The following is a 19,567-nucleotide window of genomic DNA, read 5'->3' as shown; positions in this document are numbered from 1 at the left end:
TGATAGGGGGTATGAAAAACAATGAAGGGAATTGCCATTCATGTGGAAAAAGACTCGAGATTTACTGGATAAACTGACACCTGCACAAGTTATTACTGGCTATTATTTACTGGCGGTAACATTTTCAGTATTGTTACTGCGGTTACCAGGCGTTCATAAACCTGGCGTAAAAGTTGATTTTATAGATACCGTATTTACAGCAATCAGTGCTGTAAGTGTGACGGGGCTATCTGTTGTTAATATATCAGAAACATATAGTGTTTTTGGCTATTTTGTTATTATGGCAATCCTCCAATTTGGCGGGGTTGGAATAATGGCAATTGGTACTTTTTTTTGGATGATTCTTGGCAGGAAAATCGGCTTGCGAAGCCGTAAATTGATTATGGTAGACCATAATCAATTTGCCTTATCTGGGCTAGTCCATTTAATTAGAGAAATTATTAAAATTATCTTCTTAATTGAATTAATTGGCGCGCTTATCCTTGGCTTTCACTTTATGAAATACTATCCTTCCTGGGACGAAGCAATGCTTCATGGACTTTTTGCTTCAATTAGTGCGACAACTAATGGAGGAATGGATATTACCGGAAATTCTCTTGTACCTTATGCAGGGGATTACTTCGTACAGTTAATTAATATTCTGCTAATTACTCTTGGAGCAATTGGTTTCCCAGTTTTAATTGAAGTAAAGCAATATTTATTTAGAAAAAGGGAAGAGCAAGAGATTCCTTTCCGATTCACTTTATTTACTAAACTTACTACATTAACTTTTGCCGGACTGCTTGTTTTTGGAACGATCATCATTTTGCTTTTTGAATTTCAGCATTATTTTAAGGGAGTTACCTGGCATAAAAGTTTTTTCTATGCATTTTTCCAATCGGCTACTACAAGAAGCGGTGGACTAGCTACAATGGATGTTAGTGATTTTTCTATGCCAACACTATTAGTAATGAGTGTTATGATGTTTATTGGTGCTTCTCCAAGCTCTGTCGGTGGTGGAATTCGGACGACAACCTTTGCATTAAATATATTATTCATCTATTATTTTGCAAAAGGGAAGGCAGACGTGAAGATCTTTAATCGCGAACTCCACCATAATGATATAATGAAATCTTTAGTTATAACCATTCTAGCCACAATGATGTGCTTTACATCAGTAGTGCTAATTAGTATTACAGATAGTCAGCATGAATTAATTGAAATCATTTTTGAAGTCTGTTCTGCATTTGGTACGACAGGACTTTCAATGGGAATCACTGCAGATATGAGTGATTTTGGAAAATGTATCTTAATGATACTTATGTTTATCGGGAGAATTGGATTAACATCTTTCTTGTTTATTATTGGAGGGAAAGAAAAGAAGGCAAACTATCACTATCCGAAGGAAAGAGTTATAATTGGATAAAATTGAAACCGAGGCAAACGCCTCGGTTTTTTAATATTAATCTGTTCCACGGCTTACATCTTTTGTTGGATGCATAAAAGGGTAGGCTTGAGGCTTTTTTTTCTTTTCTAGCAGGTCTTTATTTTCGGTGGTGTTCCAGCCAATGTCATTTGTAGGGTGTACCCATTCATCCCCAGCCATAATCGCTGGATCAACTTCGTCACTCCAGTTTTCTAATGGAGAGTTTTCTGATGCATAGTAACTGTCCCCAATGATTACCCCTTGTGAATTTTTAAAAGGAGGTTCCATCTTTATGCCTGTGCCTTTAAAGCTAGGTGCTTCAATCTGATGAGGAAGTGTTTCATCTATTGCGATTTTTTCCAACCTCTGATCTTTATGATTTTTCATAAATAATTATCATTCCTTTTTCTATAGTTTTTGTTGTAACGCTCATTTTATTTATGAAAAAATAGGAAGTTTCCCTCGCGAATGAAATGAGAAGGAAGGAGAAAAATAGAAAGGAATTTAAAATAAAGGAGGCGTAAATCTTGGCAAAAAGAAAGGCACAATTCGATGCAGTTGAAAAATACAGCAAAACACCAAAAAAGAATTTAGCAGAGGCAGAGTTTTCAGCTGAATTTAGTCAAGGCGAAAACCCGATGAAAGGGGCCAATCGAAATTCTAAGCAAGGAAGAAAGGGCAGATCATAGTGAGCAAAAAAAATCGAGAGCCAAAAAATAATACCTCTAATGTGGAGTTCGGCAATGAACTTGGAGATATGAACGCAAGTAAGCTGTATGAGATTCCATTTATGAATGAAGAAAAAAAGAAGAAAGAGAAGAAGAAATAATTAAAACCGGCTGAAGAAGCCGGTTTTGTCCTAAATTTTCTTTTCTGCTGTAGAAAAAATCATCGTCTTTTCAGTGTTTGAATCGAAATAGGATAGGATGGTCGTCCCTCTTTTTTCGATCTTGCCTTCACTAAAATATTTATCCAAATCGAAAGTAAGCTTTTCAATAAGTGTATGCTTAAATAAATCTTTTTCAGTTAGCTGTAATTTAACGAAATCCGGACCCAGTTGGCTTGGATGCTGGATAATGCTTTGATAAATAACAGACCTTTCAGATTTATCATAGCTTGCACTTGGTCCCCACCAAGGTTTTCTTGGTTTGTATTTTTGCCTTGATAAGTAGTCATACTTCATTAACCCTTCAATTACATCAAGGTCTGCAGTATCCTTTGTCTCAAGAAACTCATACAGCCGTTTGAATAAGTCCTCCAGCTGATGTCCGATTCTAGACCAGCCTTTTTGTTCCCAAAAGCTACCGAAATCTTGAAAGAAATCGAATGGGGATGAAAAGGCATGTGTAACAAGGTATTCAACGGTAAAATCCATTCGGTGGTCATTCCAATATTTTTCCAGTACATCTTCTACTTGCTTGATTCGAATAATATCATCGAATGAAAGGACATTATTTCCAAGCATTTCATATGGTGAATGATCCATATATATATACTTGTGATCTTTTGCTCTTAATCTTAGTCCTGTCCCTCTTAATAACTTCAGAAAGCCTAGCTGTAATTCTTCAGGTCTCATTGCAAATACATCATTGAACGTTTTCCTAAATGAATGATAATCCTCTTCAGGGAGACCAGCAATTAAATCAAGATGCTGATCAATTTTTCCGCCTTCCTTTACCATTGTCACCGTGCGTGATAGCTTCTCAAAGTTCTGCTTCCTCATGACAAGCTCATTTGTGTAATCATTGGTTGATTGCACGCCAATTTCGAAGCGGAATAATCCTGGAGGAGCTTCCTGATTAAGAAATTCAATTACCTCTGGACGCATAATATCAGCAGTGATTTCAAATTGAAACACAGTTCCAGGTAAATGCTCATCGATTAAGAAACGGAACATTTCCATTGCATAGCTTCGGCTGATATTAAAGGTACGGTCTACAAATTTAATCGTTTTAGCCCCATTTTGCATTAAATAGCGAATATCTTCTTTAACCTTCTCCCTATCGAAATAACGAACACCTACTTCTATAGATGAAAGGCAGAATTGGCAGCTGAACGGACACCCACGACTTGTTTCGATATAAACAACCCTTTTTCCTAAATGAGGAATATCTTCTTCAAATCTAAAAGGTGAAGGTAGTTCACGAAGGTCAAGCTTATTTCTTTGCGGATTTATTTTTATTTGACCTTCTTTTCTGAAGGCGATACCATGAACATTTTCCATTTGCTTATCCCCATTTAGCTCGGTAAGCAATTGTTTAAATGTTTCTTCCCCTTCACCAATGGCAATGAAGTCAAATTCTTTTACATTCTCCATCCACTCAAGAACATCGTAAGACACCTCTGGTCCTCCTACTACAATTTGAATAGATGGATCAATTTTTTTAATCATTTTGACGACTTTTATCGTCTCTTCGATATTCCAAATATAACAGCTAAAGCCAATAATTGCAGGCTTCTTCCTTATCAGGTCAGTTACAATATTCATAATTGGATCTTTAATTGTATATTCAGCAAGTTCAATATTAAATTCAGGCTCAGCAAAAGCCTTTAAATAGCGGATGGCTATATTTGTATGAATGTATTTTGCATTCAGCGTGGAACAAATAATTTTCATGATTAAGACTCCTTATAAGAGTATTGAAACATCAACTTTTTATTATAACCCATTGTTGTCAAATTGGGTAGGAAAAAATCAAGAGCATCTAAAAAAAGTACTTTATTAGTGGAGGACGATTATAAATAATAAAAGGTCCCTCTCGCATATGAGAAGGACCATTTACTTACCTGTTTACTGGGGGTCTAATGTCAAACAAAGAAGTATTGAATGTCAGAAATCATTAATTGCTGCTGTTCTTAAGTAAGCTTAATAAATAAAACACTCCCCAAAAGGTTTGATACTGTACCTATACATTTGAACCCAAAAAATTATAGGGTATTTTTTTCTGAAATAGTATGTACATAAGGAGTGGGGGGAGATGATTTAGTTGTTTTTTGTTTCCTTTATCATTGCATAGGCAAGGTAACCAATTAAACTTATAAATAAACCAGTGCCGCCGACAATATAAATCATTGTAAAAACTTTTCCTAATGCCGTTTGGGGTGTGAAATTTGGATGACCGACTGTACTTAATGTGGCAATACAGAAATAAAGTGAGTCAAGCACAGAGAGCCCTTCTTGCTTCATATAGAAAAGTGTTCCTGATAATAGCACAACAAGAACGAGTACAAATAGCACCTGGAAGTTTTTTAATTTAAAAGAATGCCATAATGCCTTTAACAAACGTTTTAGTGTAAGAATAAATGATATCATTGCAGTATTGAAATCCTCTCTATGTCTTAGTATATAAAAAAGATAAACTAACACCTGTATATAACGCTAGTAATACTATACTTACCTTGAGAGAATAATGAAAGTTGTTGCCTTGCTGCAAGAAATCATTGTAGCATGGTAAAGATTTTCTTCAGTTATTGGCTTTTCGGATTTGATAAATAATATATTTAGTTTGGAGCAGCATGAAAATAGAAAACAAAGGAATGGAAATCAAAATAATTCGTCTATGCCAATCCAGGTTTCGTTTCATAACTAAGCTTGAAGCAATGATATTTATAAAAAAGTGTTTCAGCATAGAAATTACTCCTTTAATGAAAGTAAGTAATATTATTTTTTCCAAGGCTGTGAATATAATTCATCGATATTTAATGTACACTGGTTTTGTTTTATATGGGTTTTTGTCTAAATATGAGTGTTCTATAGAAGTATTATAGATTTGCATCAAAATATCAATATGCGAAGGGAATATTATAATGGCCAAAACTGAAGTAGAAATTGAATGCTTAAAGCAAACATTATTATTATCTTGGTCTATACAATCAAGTACCAAGTGGTCTGTGGATAATCCAGCAAAAGGACAATGCGGGGTAACAGCTCTAGTAGTAAACGATATGTTAGGCGAAGAAATATTGAAAACCGATTTGCCTGATGGATGGCACTTCTATAATAGAATTAATGGGAAGCGTTATGATTTCACTAGATCCCAATTTAGTGGAGAAATAAATTATAAAGATATTCTATCAAATAGAGAAGAGGCCTTTTTGGATACTAATAAAAATCAATACAATTATTTAAAGCAAAGTGTAGAAAAATTAATCCCAGATAGGTGAGTATATGAAAAAATAAAAGAGGGTTTCCCCTCTATTCACTATCAACAGGCTGCAGTACATATGCTGCCTTATCACAACAGGAGGGACAGTTTGGCTCATTGTTTATATAAGTCATATTCTCAAAACTAGCTAGTTCCCCACATGTTTTACAAACGATAAATTCACTCATAATAATCACCCTTTCAATGATTTATTACCAAGTGTATTAGAAAGAAAGCAATTTTATGAAAGAAGCTTTTTTTAATTATAATTGATTAATGCGTTAACTAGGAAAAAATTAAACGACAAAATTCTACTGCTGAAAACTATGGAATTTAGATTATATTAGCAATTAAGAAGATATTTGGTAAATACTGTAAAATTAATCAGATATACGGATAATTAGAAGAGTTGAGTTGAACCAAATCAGATTAAAGATTATTTGGCAGAAAAATTATTAATTAAATTTAATAAAATGTTATTGCGTTCATATATTACTTTTGGTAATATCGTTTCATAGCTAATAATTTTGAAAATTTGAGGTGAGTAATTATACATTCATTTAATGAAGATGGAGAATTGCTTCCCGAAGAGGTAGATACAATTAACCTCTTAACTAAAATCCCAATAGAATCGTTAAACTTAGATGCCATTGCAGTGGTAACCAATATTTATCGAATCGCTCAAGGATTAAGGACTAAAATGGAGCGTGAAGTGCTATCAGCATATGGATTATCATGGACTTCATTTTCTATCCTTTATGATTTGTGGATATGGAAATCGGTAGAAACAAAAAGATTGGCAATATCAGCCGGTATCACAAAAGCAACAGTAAGTAATATAACGAATACGCTGGAGCGAAAAGAGTTATGTTATCGAAAAGCTGATAATAGGGACCGAAGAATGACCTTTGTAACAATAACGGAAAAAGGGAAACGAGTAATGGAAGAGTTATATCCTCGATTTCATGAAAATGAAGTTGATATTGTTTCGAGCTTGAGTGTAAGGGAACAAAAGGAGTTATCAAAATTACTTCGAAGAGTCATTAGAGAAAACAATTTTTGATATCCAATTGAATATGTAAAAAGCAATGAGAGGAAATCTAGTAGCAGTTATCTCCCTGTAATCAGAGAGTCAATGGCTGGTGTGAATTGACACATAGATAACGCGAATTACATTCCTTGAGCTTTCTTTGCTAAAAGATCAGCAAAGAACGGATAAACCGTTAATCGTTGAGTGGAAGGATCATATTCTTCAATAAGGGTGGTACCGCGTGTAAAAGTTAAACCACGTCCCTTTTTAGGGGATGTGGTTTTTTATTTTATTTTTTTTTAGGAGGAATGAAGATGAGTAATTTAATGGAACGAATGACTGAAAAACAACGAACAGAAGTAAAGCGACAAATGGCAATTTACAGCCAAGGTGTGCAAGAAATTATTCCGACGGAAGAATTAGAAATTAAAATAGCAAAATCATTGGTTGAGAATCGTCCATTAAAAATAAAATTAGGATTAGACCCATCCGCTCCAGATGTACATCTTGGTCATACGGTTGTATTAAATAAACTTAGGCAATTTCAAGAAAACGGCCATACGATCCAACTAATTATAGGTGACTTTACTGGAAAAATTGGCGATCCAACAGGAAAATCAGTAGCAAGAAAGCAATTAACAGACGAAGATGTCAAACATAATGCCAAAACCTACTTTGAACAATTTGGAAAGATCATGGATATGTCGAAAGTAGAGCTGCATTACAACTCTCAGTGGTTGTCTAAATTGAAATTTGAGGATGTCATCCAGTTAGCAGGGAAAATAACAGTTGCTAGATTAATGGAAAGAGATGACTTTGAGGAACGAATAGCTTTTGGGAAACCTATTTCACTGCATGAATTCTTTTATCCTTTAATGCAGGGTTATGATTCAGTCATATTAGAATGTGATATTGAACTTGGTGGTACAGACCAGCACTTCAACATTTTGATGGGAAGACATTTTCAAGAAACGTTTGGTAAAGAAAAGCAGGTTGCATTATTAATGCCGTTATTAGAGGGACTTGATGGTGTAGAAAAGATGTCTAAATCAAAGAAAAACTACATTGGCATTGATGAAAGTCCAAATGAAATGTACGGAAAAGCGATGTCTATTCCTGATGAGTTAATGGATAAATATTTTGAACTTGTCACAGATCTTGCCCCTGTACAAATTCAGAAAATCAAAGAAGAAATTAAATCAGGAAAACTGCACCCAAGAGACGCAAAAATGCTCCTTGGAAAGACGATTGTAAGAATGTATCACGGATTAGAAGCAGCAGAACAAGCAGAACAGTATTTTATTCAAGTCTTCCAACAAGGCAGTTTGCCTGAAGAGATTCCAGTGATTAAATGGAGAGGTAACGATGAAATTTCAGTAGTCGACTTACTTGTAAATGTGAAATTATTCCAATCTAAAGGTGAAGCCCGTAGAATGATTGAAAATAGAGGTGTGAAAATTAATGGAGAAAAGGTAGAGGACGCTCAACTACAGATTACCATTACTAATGGATTAATTGTACAGGTCGGTAAGCGGAAATTTGTGAAAATTACATTATCATAAATCTGCGATTAATATTTTATCTTTTTTAAAAATTTATGCAGGAAAAGAATAAACAAATGAAATTGTAAGCTAACAAACTGAATTCAGAAATTACAAAATAAACAGCACCTTATTTTAAGGTGCTGTTTATTTGCTAGCTGAAAAGAATATGCCCGATTAAGAATAAAAATAATTTCAAGTCAAATATTAAGAGGTGAGTTTTAAGGAATAAAAAGGATGTGTGGAGGATGACATTTCAAGAGGGATTAAAGCAAGTTGAGAAAGCGAATAAACTAATTGTCCATGCAAACGAATTAATTGTTGATGCAACAGTTAGTGCATTCTTATTTACTTGGAGCTGGTGGGTAGCGTTAGCCATGTTAATTGTACCATGGGTTCTATGGGCAATTTTCCGAAAAAGGGAAAGCTCGGCACGACTGCTATTTGTTGGATTTATTATTATGATTTTATCTACTAACTTAGATGGAGTAGGAGTTGACTTTGGCAAATGGACATATCCTGTTAAAGTGATTCCGCTGCCAACGATAAGTTATTCCTTTAGAAATTCTGTTATACCTGTTGCGATTATGTTTTTAATCCAATATAAGCCACACATTAATCCACTTATAAAGGCCCTAATATTTGGAGCATTTGGTGCTTTTGTAGGTATGCCAATTATGTCCATGCTGGACTTGTATAAAAAAGTGGACTGGGCATATACGTATTCTTTTTTCATTCTTACTGCTTTATATTTAATCGCTCACTGGTTTAGCAGAAGGAAAAGCTTTGAAATGATTGGAGGCAAATAAAAAATAAAGCAGGCTTAAAGCCCGCTTTACTCATCCAAGTTTCCTTTCGAATATTAATTCCATGGTGATTGCTTGTCCTCCTGAGGCAAATGGCGGGGTTAGAATTTGATGAAGCCTCCATCCTTTTCGTGCATGTTCATGAATAATCTCATGATAATCTTCTTTCGGATAATGATTAAAAGTTCCAACAGCAACCTCAACAAACTTGTATTCATACATGGACAACACTCCTAGTTTCTAGTTTCCTGTATTACGCATGTTTAAGCCAAATGGTTTCATGTATTCTTCCAAGTGTTCATACTTATTCTTTTATTAGGAAAATCATACCGTTTCATTTGAAGAAAGGAATGCACATAAAAATGACAAAAATAATATTATGGGCTGTGTTAATAGGACCATTACTAACCTTAATATTCTTAAAAAAAGAAACTCTTCGAAGATATATGCCTTCAGCACTTTTTTTAATCGTTCTAAACACCCTATTTTATCAAATAGCTTGGGAATACAACTGGTGGAAGGAGGATGGAGTTTTTGGATGGGACAAGGTTGTAAATATTCCATGGAACTATGTTGCTTTCCCAGTCATGATCATATGGGTACTTAAATTTACTTTTGAAAGATTTTGGGTTTATTTTTTTGTGAATTTAGGATTAGACATTTTTTTTTCGTATATTTGGTATCCTCTAGAATTCAAACTTGGTTTAGCAACAGGAGAAATAAAAGCTTATCAAAATTTGCTTATTTTAACTTTCCTAAGCTTAACCATTTACTTTTTTCAATCATGGCAGGAAGGGGACGGCTTTTAAAATTAAATGAGGTGATAATTTTGAGGGATAAAAATCATCAAAGCTTTAGAAAAAAGCTGGTGATTTTTTTATTTTCATCTAATAGAAGAGAGATGAAATTTTCATTTGCAGTTATATATTTCATATAATATTTGACTATACTCCCAATACTTGTGAAAATGAGAGGGTCATAGAGTCACTACTATACGGGGAGGACGAAGAATGAAGAAATTAAAAAAGGCGGCATTAGTTTCGCTAATTCTTGTACTAATGGGGACAACATTTTTACAATTACCTAAAGATGGACAGGCAGAAACACTTACCTCATACAAAAAAAGAGAGCTTAGAGCTGTTTGGATTGCTTCCGTAGCAAATATTGATTGGCCATCAAAAAAGGGTCTTTCAATAAAAAAACAAAAACAAGAGTTTACGAAGCTATTAGATGACGCAGAAAAAATGGGAATGAATGCAGTTATTGTTCAAATTAAACCAACGGCAGATGCATTTTATCCTTCAAAATTTGGTCCGTGGTCAGAATATTTAACAGGAACACAGGGGAAAAATCCGGGCTATGATCCGCTTGCCTTTATGATTGATGAGGCACATAAACGAAATCTTGAATTTCATGCTTGGTTTAATCCATACAGAATTTCGATGAATCATACGAATATTAAACGGTTATCCGCTGATCACCCAGCCAGAAAACATCAAAATTGGGTTGAATCATATGGAGGCAAGCTCTACTATAACCCTGGGGTACCTGAAGTAAAGAAATTTATTATTGATGGTGTTTTAGAAGTTGTTAGAAACTATGATATTGATGGTGTTCATATGGACGACTATTTCTATCCATATAAGGTTAAAGGAAAGGAATTTCCTGATACAGCAGAGTATAAAAAATATGGGAAAGGGAATTTTAAAACAGTAGCAGATTGGCGCAGAGATAATGTAAACCAATTAGTTCGAGATTTAAATAAGTCGATTAAAAAGGAAAAGCCTTATGTGAAATTTGGAATCAGCCCATTCGGAGTATGGCGAAACATTGCCAAAGATCCATCAGGTTCAAAAACAACGGCGGGCTTAAGTAATTATGATGATTTATATGCTGATACAAGAGAGTGGATAAAGAAAGGCTACATAGACTATATTACTCCGCAAATTTATTGGAATATTGGTTTTAAACCTGCCGCATATGATATTTTACTAGATTGGTGGATTAAGGAGACGAGCGGTAAACCAATTCATCTTTATATTGGACAAGCAGCATATAAAATTAAAAATGATTCTAGTTCAGCATGGAAAAGCGCTGAAGAATATCCTAAACAAATTCTTTTAAATCGCCAATATGATACCTTGATGGGCAGCATGCATTTTAGTTTGAAAGATTTAAATCGAAATCCACTTGGTATAAAAGATCGCCTTACAAATGATCTTTACAAGCAGCCAGCGTTAATTCCAACAATGCCTTGGCTTGATAGTATTGCACCACTGCCGCCAAATCTTATAAGTGGTGTGCAAACAATGAAAGGTATTGAGCTTATGATTGAGGACAATCCTTTAAATCAAGATTCTACATACTATGCGATTTATCGTTTCGATGATGATAGTCAAGATAACATGGAGGACTCAGCTCATTTAATAAAGACGATTAGAAAAACAGGAAAACAGCAGATGTTTCTTGATAAAACGGCAAAAGACGGAAAAGTATATACGTATGTTATTACGTCCTTAGACCGCCTTCATAACGAAAGTGAAACTAGCAGTCCAGTAATTGTGCAATCAAAATAAAAACCCAAAACCTTCTTAAGCGTAACGTTTAAGAAGGTTTTTTTTTCGTCTTAATAGGTAAGTACTATAATTCTGTATTCTCCTGCTTTTATAACCAAAGAATGGACAATCGCATATTTCTATTATTTTATGTACGCTTGTCTACACGTTAAGAGCTTGAATCAAATAGTATACAGCAAGCCTGCAGGTTATAAATTGATTTAGGAGGAATAAGTTATGAACAATTCGATAGCAGGAGATTTTACATGTCAACCATTTAGAAGACCAGCAGAGGGGTATATTTCATCCGGATATGGTCCAAGGAATGGGGGCTTTCATTTTGGTATTGATATCGCTAATCATGGAACCTCTGTTCCAGTTTATGCTGCTTTTGCAGGTGTTGTATCTAGATCTCAGTCTATGGGTGGATATGGTGAGGCAATTACAATAAAACACAGGGAAGATACGGTAGAAACACTATATGCACATTTAAGCAGAAGACTTGTGTCGCCAGGAGAAGTAGTTAGTCCAGGTCAACTTATTGGTTATACAGGAACAACTGGTGACTCTACTGGCATCCATTTGCACTTTGAAGTTCATGAACCGTCATGGAATAGCAGCCGATCAAATGCAAAGAATCCACTGCCTCTCATATCTGATGAAACTACATCGCCAATTTGTTGGGATGGGTTAATGATGAATAAAGGTCAAATTGGAAGAATCACTATCTTAAAACCTATAAATCTTTGGAGAAGAGATGCAACTAATAAGCTTGAATTAGAAAGAATTTTAAATCAAGGAGAGGTATATAGAGTATATAGCTATGATGAGTTGTATGGTGGACAGTATGGCTTAGGAGGGAGATTGTATGTCACCAAAATGGATGGTTATATTAAATATGAAACACCAGGGCAAAAAAGATTAGATGAATTAAAAAGGATCTATCCTTAATAAGAATAAAAAAGAAAGATTATCAATTTTTCAAAGTCAAAACATTAAGTAATTGTTGGCAAATGGCATTTGGGATGGATGTTTTCCCAAATGTCATTTTAATCTATTGGAAAATAAATGAAAAAATGTAAAGCTAAAAGCAAGACATGTCTTGAAAAACTTAAAAAGGGAGCACATACTGAATCCGATGCTGCTGGCATACTATTTGCTGACAATAATAGGCAGATGATTAAATAAAACAGCAATTCATTGTAATTTATCGGAATATATAGGAATAGATAGGATTTATTGGTATGAGGATGTGTTTAGTTGTAGGATATAAAATTAGATTTTAGTAAAGTATTATCATGTCCAGTAATAAGGGAATCTCAAGGCAATGTACTTCGATAAAAGTGTTCATGATTCTAAAGTAAAGAATGTCGTATAAAAAAGAAGGAAATCAAAGTGTATTTGTAGAAACTGTAAAATATTAGAAGGTAAGGAGGAGTGAAAGTGTCAGAAATAACAATGCAGAATATGTCTATTAAGGAGCTTGATGAATTAAAGCTAGTAGGATTTCGAGTTTTGTGTTCTGGTGACCAATATATTTCAGAAATACCTAAGGCATCATTACATTTAAGCAAGCGGATTAGCGAGGTTAAACATGTTATTAATCCATTACAGCAATTTGGTGCATTTTTTGTAGAAAATAAAACTGCTGAAGAAGATGGGTATTGGGTTGGTGTTGAAGTAAAAGCGTTTGAGGATATTCCAGCTGATATGGTAACAATAACAGTGCCATCGCAAAGATATGCTTCTGTTAGGCATATTGGTCCTAATAACAAAATAATGGAAGCATATGGTTTTTTACATAATTGGATTGAAGAGAACAACTATACAAGATTGAAAAATAGTTGGCACATAGAAAAATTTTATGATTGGAAGGATACTGAAAAAGTAGATGTAGAGCTGTTAGACACGATCAAGTAAAATTCCAAACTGCGTTTAGGGTGGAATGATCTGCCGTTTTAGCAGGAAACAGTTACATCATGGTTTTGCTCCCATTAATATTATTTCTGCTTTATCTAATGATGATAAGAAAATGAAAAAGCCTCTCGAGAAGATTAGGCTGAAAATTGCGGAGTACTCTAAATCTGGACTTTCATGGATCGTTTGTATCGTGGGGCATATCTTAATTTTCAATAACCCGGATTATTTGTAGGGAGCTTGATGTGTATTAGAATAGAAGAAGTATATTACTCTATGCATGGGTGGAGGATCGACCATGCAAACAGAGATCACTCCTTTAGATGGTGATTGCTTATTATTGAGCAATCACTTTTTTATTACCTGGCAACCACGCTGAAAGAAATACGAAAAAAATGATTGTTATTTATTATCAATTTTGATAATATTATATAAAGTGATAATAAAGGAGACGACCGTTTATGAAAAAGGTGGAAATCATCATGCATCCCGTACGTTTCAAAATTATCCAAGTGTTCCTTGATGGATTGAGTAAAACAGCAAAAAAGGTCGCAAAAGAATTGAAGGATGTTCCTCAAGCCTCTTTATATAGACAATTGGATGCACTTGTTAAAGCAGGGGTTTTAATCGTAACGGAAGAAAATCAAATTCGCGGTGCAGTTGAAAAGGTTTATACATTAAATGTACCTGCAGTAAACATGACAAACGATGATGTAAAAAAATTGACTAAAGAAAAACATTTGCAGTATTTTCTGTTCTTTATTGCACAAATAACTTCTGATTTTGAGACGTATCTTGATAATGACAATATTGATTTTCTTCGGGATGGGGTTGGCTATAGACAAGTTGCCCTTCATCTTTCAGACACCGAGTTCCTTGATTATGTAAAAGATTTAAGAAAGGTGTATGAAAAATATATGGAAAACCCTCCTTCATCCACTAGAACAAAGAGAATCATCTCTACAATTACTATGCCTAAAAAAGAAGGGAAGGAAAAAAATGAATAAGAGCAACGATGTAATGATTCAAGCTACTTATCCTTTAGGTGGGACATTAACAATACCTGATAAACCCAGTCCCGAATTTCCAGCAATTTTAATTATTTCAGGTTCGGGTAAAGGGGATCGAAATGGGAATCTAAAGAAAATGGAAATGAATATCTATAAAGATCTAGCAGAATTTTTAACTTTAATAGGTTTTGTAACCCTGCGTTATGATAAAAGGGGAATCTCTCAAAGTGGAGGGGATTTCCTCGAAACAGGGGTAGTTGATTTTATTGACGATGCCGTAGAATGTATAAAATTCTTACAATCCCACCCGAAAGTAGATAATAATAGAATCCTTATTTTAGGCCATAGTGAGGGGGCACTCATTGCTCCTGCCGTCTTTAAAAAAATCCCAGTTTCCGGACTTATCTTACTTGCAGGTGCAGCCGAACCATCTAAAGATTTGCTGCCAAGGCAGAATGAACTGGCATACGCTGAATTGAATCGGAAAAAAGGGATAAAAGGCTGGCTAATAAGAATATTTAAAGTAACAGAAAAAGCAAGAAAGCAAAACAGCAAAATACTTACAAAAATTATGCATTCTGAAAAAGCTGTAATGAGGCTTGGGGGTGTTAAACTAAATGCAAAATGGTTAAGGGAGCTTTATGCTTATAATGTATGTGATTATTTAAATGAAGTAACGTGTCCGGTATTAGCTATAACTGGTGAAAAGGATATTCAAGTACCACCAGAACATGTAAAAATAATTGCAGAAATGGTTAAATGGGAAGCTGAGTGGCATATCGTACCGGATATGAATCATATTTTCCGCAAGTATGAGGGACAGCACACAATGCTAGGTTTATTGAAAGAATATAAAACACAGCTAAATCAGCCAATGGATAAAGAATTATTAGATAGGTTGGATAAATGGCTGCAAAGATATACCAATTAAATGAAAGAAACACTTTTTGATCAAAAAGAAAGAGCCTGTATAGGCTCTTAATTGTTTAAGTCATAAAATCCAGGTGCATGTTCATTTGGCATATCTGGCATTTCTGGTACAGGATATCCTTTTGGAGGATCAGTGACCATAAGCTCTCCGCCATTCCTGCTTGGGGTTTTACCTGAGAAAATTTCTCCGATTAAAGTATTGTCCAATCTAAAATTGAATTGTGCATTGTGGAAACCCATATCAACATATTTACGACATTCAGGGTATTTATTTAAATCATAGTTTGGAATAGGAAATAGTTTCCCCCAATCAACACCTAACGTTTCAAGAGCCTTTGCAAATGCATTTTGGTGGGCATTGTCTCTCACTATTAAAAATGCTATTGTTTCGCGCAGAGTTTTGTTGCTGCTCATTTCATAAATTCTCGATTTTTGGAGAACACCAGTCGATTCTAAAACGACATTATTAAGTAAATTAGCTGCTAGGTTGCCATGGTCATATACCCAAGAGCCATTCCATGGATTCCCGCCAGCATCAACAGGTAGGGATGCTTTAGCTCCCATGATGTAATGATGCGGATTTGCACCGTTTTCTATCACATCATTTAAAGGGGCACCATCAGCAGCTTGATTACCTGGCATCTCCCCTCCAGACTCATTTAAGAGCTGATTAATTGTTGTCTGAACAAGTTCGACATGGCTAAGCTCTTCTATGAAAATTCCTCTAATAAGGTCGCGGTATTTCTTTGCTTTTCCTCTAAAATTGGCACTTTGGAACGAGAATTGCATCAATGTACGCATCTCTCCAAATTGTCCTCCGAGCGCTTCTTGAAGAACTTTAGCAGCATGTGGATCTGGTTTATCTGGAACGATCATATTTATTAGATCTTCTCTGTAAAAATACATAGTATCCTCCTCCTTTAGTTAAGGCAGTGTTAGGTTATCCAACTCTGTTTGGATCTATGTAAGAGGATTTATTAAATTCTGCTATAAAGAATACATGATTAGAACCTTGAGTTAAACTTTTTACTTTTTGCCACTTTGTTTGACAGTAAAAATAACAAAATATAAATAGGAAAAGAGTATGGACTATTCCAATGGATGGGTTTATATAAATCTAACGCAATAGCAATCGGTTCACCAACAAATGATGCTAAAATTGCATATATGAATCCTTTTACAATGGGTGACCATTGAGGCAAAATTTCTATCATGACCATAATTGAAACTGGCAATAAGGTTAGATCCCAAGGCAAATATCCTGTAATGAATGGAAACATGTTATATGGATAAATCCATAGGCCAAATTGTAATCCAATAGAATCAAGTGTTAAAGCAAGGATCGCCATAAAAAAACCTGCCCGAAGCAAATCACCTGTATATGTAGGGTTGTGAAATTTCCACCATAAAACCCAAGGCAGCGTACTTAAAATAAATCCTAACCACCATCTAGGAGTAAATAGAATCATTTGTTGCCATATATCTACAAATGAATGATGAGCATGATTATAGTTAGAAAATATTTTTAGAATATCCTCATTTATTTCAGAAGTTTTCATGGATACCACACCCATTATAATATCTAATTTCCGAGCAAGGATTTGAATCTTGTGTGTAGTCAAATTAATGGAGGATTGTCCTTGCTCGGTATAAATACAATACCCAATTTACTTGTTGTATATGTATTTGGCATGTGAAATAAGAAGGGTTTAAATATGGAGGGAAAGAAGAATGTATGAAAACGTGTATGCTTGTGTGGCGAACCTGGTGAGGTTATAACTATGAGCTTGGAGAAGGGGCTCGTACAATTAATATCTATAGTAATTTTAAATTCAATTTTATTTAGAGTTTTTTTGAAAGGGTAAAGAATACGTGGTATTCAAAACCATACTCATGTAGTGTTTGTCTAAACCTCAATGAGAAAGAAGTGCAGGATAACTACACAGTTCTTCACCTATTAATAATTATTTTGTACTATTAATTTTTTGATATTTTGAAATATATATATCAAGCATTTGGCTAATTTTTATTGTGTTTTTACTATTCAGTCCTTCAGATAGACCAATCTTGATCATCTCTTCTCTTAGCTTATTGATCATTTTAAGCAAAATGTAATTGTTATCAATCATGGTCATTTCAAGCAATCCTCCTTTATTTGTAAAGACGACCTAATATTATCAATTTTTCCAAAATGGATATGTGTTATTAGTCACAAATTAAAAGATATTTTTTATGAGCGTCAGTACTTGTTCTTAAGCAGAAATATAATTAGTATTAATCATTTTAAACTTTGATAAGAAGACTAGCATATTCGTCTAAATTAAAAGGACCGCCAATCCCTTACGTAATAATGGGGTTGGCGGTCTTAAATTATAGAGTACCAAATAGAAATCGGAACAACAATATCATATGGAAATCTATCAAAGTATTTTTAAATAAATATTCCAAAAAACAAAATAAAATGCAGCCCTTCCGGTTGGAGTGCGCTTAATAAACTTTATTAAATACTTCTTTCTCCATTTTGTTCATTGCAATATTTCGAGCTTGTTCAAATGTGTGGCCAATACCTGATGTCAAATTTTTGCGGTACGGTGGTCTACCTAAATCATCAAGCAATAAATATAGTTCAAACCGATGTTTTAACTCAACACTTAGCCATAACATTGCCTCTTCCTCTTTGTAAAACATTATTCCTGATTCCATCTTAATAAATCCTGGCGTATCTTGCTTCTGGAAGATAATTTTTTCTAATGGTGATTCCATAAAAAAACCCCCCTTTTACCAATATATTAGGCAAATAGAGGGGAAATCCTTGTGACGGTATTGTGAAAAAATATATAGTTTTTCTAGTTTAGGTATCTCCTATTTTAAATCGTCCTATACAGAAAACTCAGTTTTGTATTGCATAGGTGTTCATAAAATTGGTATAACCCTTTTTAACTCAAATTCAAGGGTACCGTTATTTGAAGCTTTGATGCAGCCATCCAGACCCCAAACCATTTTTCATCTTATAAAAAATGTGTTTTTACAAAATGAAAGTACCGGTTGGATCGGATTTAAATCTGTTAATCGACAAATAAAGTTATAAAGATATATATATAATAGATCTATTATTTAGGATCATTATGAGAAGTATTTTGTTTTTTTAGGTGATGGATAATTAAATCTAGTTGATGGGTAATGACAGCAAGAATACCAAAAATTGCACCCAATAAAATACCAGGAAATTCATAAAGAATAAAGCCAATGATAGCACCTGCAATGATACAAAGAAAAGTAAGCATAATAACACCCCTTTACTATCATAATTAAAATGGGTTATGTTGTATAGTTCTATTTCAGGATAAGGGTTCGGTAACTGATTTATTGGGGATACAACAGGTCAGCTGCAATTAATTATTAAACTAACAGTGCTGTAGGTATAGAGATAATAAATCGAAATTTGTTTTTTATTTAATCCTCTTAGCGTATATGTAAACAAAAAAAGCAGACACTACCAGTGCCTGCAATAAGGGAATCATGAGTACTTTGAGGATATCGGTTAATATATAGGATTCAAGTTTTCTAGTTTTGGAGTGATTTTTTTACATGCATATTCAAAAATTATTCCTCCATATTTAATCAAAACTAAAGAAAATCTAATATATTCCTTTTTACTATTGAGTAAAGTTATTGTCCTGGGTGCAGAACATTCGTTGCTCCCAATAGGTTGCCATCAGGATCCTTGAAACCGAATCCGCCAAACCCATGGTTTGGATCAATATTCAACGTTCCAACTTCGACATTCTTTTCTTTCAACCATGCGTAAAAATCAGATAATGAAGGTGAGTAGAAATCAATAACACTATGTACAATCTCATTATTAGTATTTTTAAATGATAAACATTGTTGTTCTTCGGTTTCAACTAAAAAAATTGATGGCACTCCTTTGGATTCGAAAATTAACATGGCGTTTTTCTCGCCCTTAAAATGAATTTTTAATTCAAAGATATCTAAGTACCACTCGAGAGATTTTTGTAGGTTCGTTACAGGAATTTCTAAGGTTGCAATGTGTGGAATAAATTTTTTCACTATGAAACCTCCTTTTTATTCAGTTAATTTGTATTTATTCGTCAAGAAATAACAATGTCCTTTATAAATTAAAGAATTTACAAATGAATTTTTTACTATTGATTGAAATCTTGAATAGTGTAAATTTTCATATCACCGTCTCCTAATTTTTGATAAA

At 34.1% G+C, this 19,567-nt stretch carries 25 protein-coding genes and 1 other annotated feature; of the genes, 13 read left to right on the top strand and 12 right to left on the bottom strand.

All coding sequences use genetic code 11. The features are described 5' to 3' along the window. Positions 1-40: 40 nt before the first annotated feature. Complete coding sequence (locus C1726_RS02390; protein ID WP_102271690.1) at positions 41-1,405, top strand: TrkH family potassium uptake protein; 1,365 nt, start codon at positions 41-43, stop codon at positions 1,403-1,405. Positions 1,406-1,441: 36 nt separating this feature from the next. Here the strand turns inward: C1726_RS02390 and C1726_RS02385 are convergent, their stop codons facing one another. After that, complete coding sequence (locus C1726_RS02385; protein ID WP_102271689.1) at positions 1,442-1,792, bottom strand: DUF3905 domain-containing protein; 351 nt, start codon at positions 1,790-1,792, stop codon at positions 1,442-1,444. A 140-nt stretch (positions 1,793-1,932) separates the two neighbouring features. Between C1726_RS02385 and C1726_RS26055 the strand changes: the two genes are divergently transcribed. Both C1726_RS26055 and C1726_RS26050 read left to right on the top strand, forming a co-directional pair. Continuing rightward, a complete protein-coding gene (locus tag C1726_RS26055) occupies positions 1,933-2,094 on the top strand; it encodes a hypothetical protein (RefSeq protein WP_180968073.1) in 162 nt (53 codons plus the stop codon). Beyond that, positions 2,094-2,234: a hypothetical protein gene (locus C1726_RS26050; RefSeq protein WP_180968072.1), complete on the top strand. Its 141-nt coding sequence runs from the start codon at positions 2,094-2,096 to the stop codon at positions 2,232-2,234. The genes C1726_RS26055 and C1726_RS26050 overlap by 1 nt, the downstream gene beginning before the upstream one ends. Before the next feature lie 30 nt (positions 2,235-2,264). Here the strand turns inward: C1726_RS26050 and C1726_RS02380 are convergent, their stop codons facing one another. The 3 genes from C1726_RS02380 to C1726_RS26045 form a co-directional block, all read right to left on the bottom strand. Then, positions 2,265-4,022, bottom strand: coding sequence for a B12-binding domain-containing radical SAM protein (locus tag C1726_RS02380; protein ID WP_102271688.1), 1,758 nt, complete (start codon positions 4,020-4,022; stop codon positions 2,265-2,267). A gap of 366 nt (positions 4,023-4,388) precedes the next feature. Further along, the gene (locus C1726_RS02375; protein WP_102271687.1) at positions 4,389-4,718 is read right to left on the bottom strand and encodes a potassium channel family protein; all 330 of its coding nucleotides are present in this window, start codon (positions 4,716-4,718) and stop codon (positions 4,389-4,391) included. Positions 4,719-4,869: 151 nt separating this feature from the next. Beyond that, positions 4,870-5,034, bottom strand: a complete 165-nt coding sequence (locus C1726_RS26045; protein ID WP_180968071.1) for a hypothetical protein — start codon at positions 5,032-5,034, stop codon at positions 4,870-4,872. Positions 5,035-5,212: 178 nt separating this feature from the next. Here C1726_RS26045 and C1726_RS02370 point away from each other — a divergent pair, with 178 nt between their 5' ends. Next, positions 5,213-5,569, top strand: a complete 357-nt coding sequence (locus C1726_RS02370; protein ID WP_102271686.1) for a YunG family protein — start codon at positions 5,213-5,215, stop codon at positions 5,567-5,569. Between the two features lie 31 nt (positions 5,570-5,600). Here the strand turns inward: C1726_RS02370 and C1726_RS26040 are convergent, their stop codons facing one another. After that, positions 5,601-5,738, bottom strand: coding sequence for a hypothetical protein (locus tag C1726_RS26040; protein WP_180968070.1), 138 nt, complete (start codon positions 5,736-5,738; stop codon positions 5,601-5,603). A 389-nt stretch (positions 5,739-6,127) separates the two neighbouring features. Between C1726_RS26040 and C1726_RS02365 the strand changes: the two genes are divergently transcribed. The 3 genes from C1726_RS02365 (at position 6,128) to C1726_RS02355 (ending at position 8,930) form a co-directional block, all read left to right on the top strand. After that, the gene (locus tag C1726_RS02365) at positions 6,128-6,613 is read left to right on the top strand and encodes a MarR family winged helix-turn-helix transcriptional regulator (protein ID WP_322090953.1); all 486 of its coding nucleotides are present in this window, start codon (positions 6,128-6,130) and stop codon (positions 6,611-6,613) included. Positions 6,614-6,629: 16 nt separating this feature from the next. Next, positions 6,630-6,848, top strand: a binding site (T-box leader). 46 nt (positions 6,849-6,894) lie between these two features. Next, the gene (tyrS, locus tag C1726_RS02360; RefSeq protein ID WP_102271684.1) at positions 6,895-8,142 is read left to right on the top strand and encodes a tyrosine--tRNA ligase; all 1,248 of its coding nucleotides are present in this window, start codon (positions 6,895-6,897) and stop codon (positions 8,140-8,142) included. A gap of 227 nt (positions 8,143-8,369) precedes the next feature. Continuing rightward, entirely contained in the window at positions 8,370-8,930 is a 561-nt protein-coding gene (locus tag C1726_RS02355) for a CBO0543 family protein (RefSeq protein ID WP_235822685.1), read from the top strand. A gap of 30 nt (positions 8,931-8,960) precedes the next feature. Here C1726_RS02355 and C1726_RS02350 read toward each other — a convergent pair whose 3' ends face one another. Further along, positions 8,961-9,149, bottom strand: a complete 189-nt coding sequence (locus C1726_RS02350; RefSeq protein ID WP_102271683.1) for a DUF4177 domain-containing protein — start codon at positions 9,147-9,149, stop codon at positions 8,961-8,963. 140 nt (positions 9,150-9,289) lie between these two features. Here C1726_RS02350 and C1726_RS02345 point away from each other — a divergent pair, with 140 nt between their 5' ends. From C1726_RS02345 to C1726_RS02320, 6 genes are all read left to right on the top strand, one after another. After that, positions 9,290-9,736 (top strand): hypothetical protein, encoded by a 447-nt coding sequence (locus tag C1726_RS02345; protein WP_102271682.1) that lies wholly within the window; start codon positions 9,290-9,292, stop codon positions 9,734-9,736. Positions 9,737-9,937: 201 nt separating this feature from the next. Next, entirely contained in the window at positions 9,938-11,503 is a 1,566-nt protein-coding gene (locus C1726_RS02340) for a glycoside hydrolase family 10 protein (protein WP_407642005.1), read from the top strand. Positions 11,504-11,719: 216 nt separating this feature from the next. Continuing rightward, the gene (locus C1726_RS02335; RefSeq protein WP_102271681.1) at positions 11,720-12,433 is read left to right on the top strand and encodes a M23 family metallopeptidase; all 714 of its coding nucleotides are present in this window, start codon (positions 11,720-11,722) and stop codon (positions 12,431-12,433) included. Positions 12,434-12,949: 516 nt separating this feature from the next. Further along, on the top strand, positions 12,950-13,402 hold the full coding sequence (locus C1726_RS02330; protein WP_407642009.1) for a GyrI-like domain-containing protein: 453 nt from the start codon (positions 12,950-12,952) through the stop codon (positions 13,400-13,402). Positions 13,403-13,860: 458 nt separating this feature from the next. Then, complete coding sequence (locus C1726_RS02325; RefSeq protein ID WP_102271679.1) at positions 13,861-14,406, top strand: helix-turn-helix domain-containing protein; 546 nt, start codon at positions 13,861-13,863, stop codon at positions 14,404-14,406. Continuing rightward, positions 14,399-15,340, top strand: a complete 942-nt coding sequence (locus C1726_RS02320) for an alpha/beta hydrolase family protein (RefSeq protein WP_102271678.1) — start codon at positions 14,399-14,401, stop codon at positions 15,338-15,340. The genes C1726_RS02325 and C1726_RS02320 overlap by 8 nt, the downstream gene beginning before the upstream one ends. A 47-nt stretch (positions 15,341-15,387) precedes the next feature. Here the strand turns inward: C1726_RS02320 and C1726_RS02315 are convergent, their stop codons facing one another. The 6 genes from C1726_RS02315 to C1726_RS02295 form a co-directional block, all read right to left on the bottom strand. After that, entirely contained in the window at positions 15,388-16,245 is an 858-nt protein-coding gene (locus tag C1726_RS02315; RefSeq protein WP_102271677.1) for a manganese catalase family protein, read from the bottom strand. Between the two features lie 98 nt (positions 16,246-16,343). Then, positions 16,344-16,898, bottom strand: coding sequence for a CBO0543 family protein (locus C1726_RS02310; protein ID WP_102271676.1), 555 nt, complete (start codon positions 16,896-16,898; stop codon positions 16,344-16,346). 405 nt (positions 16,899-17,303) lie between these two features. Next, entirely contained in the window at positions 17,304-17,474 is a 171-nt protein-coding gene (locus C1726_RS02305) for an aspartyl-phosphate phosphatase Spo0E family protein (RefSeq protein WP_102271675.1), read from the bottom strand. Positions 17,475-17,826: 352 nt separating this feature from the next. Then, positions 17,827-18,102: a hypothetical protein gene (locus C1726_RS02300; RefSeq protein ID WP_102271674.1), complete on the bottom strand. Its 276-nt coding sequence runs from the start codon at positions 18,100-18,102 to the stop codon at positions 17,827-17,829. 347 nt (positions 18,103-18,449) lie between these two features. Continuing rightward, a complete protein-coding gene (locus C1726_RS26035) occupies positions 18,450-18,623 on the bottom strand; it encodes a hypothetical protein (protein WP_180968069.1) in 174 nt (57 codons plus the stop codon). 385 nt (positions 18,624-19,008) lie between these two features. Further along, positions 19,009-19,410 (bottom strand): VOC family protein, encoded by a 402-nt coding sequence (locus C1726_RS02295; RefSeq protein WP_102271673.1) that lies wholly within the window; start codon positions 19,408-19,410, stop codon positions 19,009-19,011. Between the last annotated feature and the right edge of the window lie 157 nt (positions 19,411-19,567).

This window comes from Cytobacillus massiliigabonensis, assembly GCF_900199725.1.
Classification (GTDB): domain Bacteria; phylum Bacillota; class Bacilli; order Bacillales; family Cytobacillaceae; genus Cytobacillus; species Cytobacillus massiliigabonensis.
This window is presented reverse-complemented; position numbering and strand designations above follow the sequence as displayed.